The organism is Paenibacillus sp. N3.4 (assembly GCF_008017805.1).
Taxonomy (GTDB): domain Bacteria; phylum Bacillota; class Bacilli; order Paenibacillales; family NBRC-103111; genus Paenibacillus_E.
The window spans coordinates 1-1,849 of the sequence record NZ_VRTT01000183.1 but is presented as its reverse complement, the minus strand read 5'-3'; the positions used below and the strand labels follow the sequence as shown (position 1 = coordinate 1,849).

1 protein-coding gene is annotated in these 1,849 nt (G+C 46.5%); it reads right to left on the bottom strand.

Annotated elements, in window-relative coordinates:
* Positions 1–20 precede the first annotated feature (20 nt).
* On the bottom strand, positions 21–1,697 hold the full coding sequence (locus tag FU659_RS34810) for a transposase (protein WP_147951715.1): 1,677 nt from the start codon (positions 1,695–1,697) through the stop codon (positions 21–23).
* Positions 1,698–1,849 lie beyond the last annotated feature (152 nt).

The window sequence follows — 1,849 nt, the reverse complement described above, 5'->3', positions numbered from 1 at the left end:
GGGGAGTTCGGGCTCCTTCTCTAGGTAACATAGGTGGTGGGAGTACGGCGAATAAACCCAGGGCTGGGGTCGAACAATCGCCTCACCGTGTGTTTAAGATTAACGACCATCGCGGCAAGCTTGGCTTTCATGGATAAAGCCTTCTTGCTTCGGGTTTGTGTCTTCCCTAATCCGCAATCGTTTTTTAGTTCTTGGTTTTTCCGTTCAACGCGGTATCTTAGTTTGTAGTTCTCTTTGCCGTGCTCGCTCGCGTTGTAGGCTTTCGCTATTTCGTATAGGTCGTAATAATCACTATGAAACACGCTTCTACCGCTTTTGTTGGTTGTACATTTCAGACGGAAAGGGCAACCCGCACAATCCTTTTTTGCAAAGAAATGTTGCCAGCCTTCATTTTTAGTGTTGTGGTTTTTCCGTACAGTCGTCTTGTTGTTGGGGCACCTATACACATCGTTTTCGCGATCGTAGGAAAAGCGGGAGATATCAAACAAACCTGTTGGATTTTGAGTCGTAATCACAGGGGCCACAGTGGTAATGCCTAGCGATGCCAAGGCGACTCGCTGCTCGCCATGTCCATATGCAGTATCGCCTAAGACCGCACTCGGAGTAACCCTAAAGAAGCTTTGGATACCCTGAACCATCTCAACCATCGCATCTCGATCATGCTCCATAGCCGGAATCATCTTCGTATCCAGTACGACTCCGCTAGTTGTGCACAAATTCTGCGTTTTGTAGCCTCTGGTTGTCGTATAGTTCTTTTTGCAGACTCGGGCTTCCGGATCCGTGACACTAATGATTTGGTTCTTCGGACGATCTTTGCGAGGGAGCTTCTCATACTCTACCGTGGCAGATCCACTGTCTCCCTGGTCATCATTAGAGTTGGTAGAATCGCTATCGGCCGGTGACACGACTCTGCTATTTTCTTCAAGAATTCGTTTGAGGATAGCTTGCAGTTCGACCGATGTTTGCTGTGCATTTTTGTTAGGCCACGCTTGAAACAATGCGGCTACGTCATCTAACTGGAACCACTGAAGCAATCCATAGGCTTGAGCCACCAATTTGCTGAATGCTAACATCTGGTCACTGGTGGATGACTGAGATGACAACCGAAACAGCATCGCATCTCGCGTAACGGATCGTTCGGCGTGTTGGAATAATTCGCGATGGCTCCGTTTCAAATGTTGGAAAATCTGAATCATTCCTTGCTGGATGAGCCGGTACGCCCCGACTCTGGCCATTGCGACGTTGGTCGGAAAGGAATCGATGATCCACTGTTCATTTTTGTCCCCCCATAAACCTAAATTGTGCATTTGAGCCAGAATATACAGGTGACACGCTTGAAACATAGCGGTCCCCATGCGGCTTCGGTCCAAACCGATCGTGCTGTGGTCGAAGCCAAAGAAATCAACGGGCAAGCCCAAAAAGCGCTTAATGAACAAATCGCCGATGATCTTTTCTTCTACTAGTCGATCGGAAAGGACGTAGTAAGCCTGAATGAGATGGATTTTGAGTTTAAGCGAGGGGGCGTAGGGATGCTGACCACGCCCAGAGTACAAAACAGAGCACAACGAGTCAGCAAAAGAGAAATCAATCTTTTCCTCAACGTTACTCCAAAAAGGATGAAGTGGCAGCTTAGAGTAGACCATCATATCCGCAAATGAAATTTGATCAAATGTTTTGTAACGAACTCTATTTTGCATCCAAAAACCCCCGATATGAGTATAGTGTAATTATACCAAGAAATCGGGAGTAATTGGGAGAAAACCAGTTAAAGTATTGAATTTTTCGTAGTATTTGATCTATTCGCAACAGTAGTTTTGGGGACTGAGATATCTACAATGAATCGACAGCC

What these genes read in the sequence shown, in the direction of transcription:
- FU659_RS34810 (WP_147951715.1), bottom strand. Translation starts at nt 1,697, where the DNA reads ATGCAAAATAGAGTTCGTTACAAAACATTTGATCAAATTTCATTTGCG.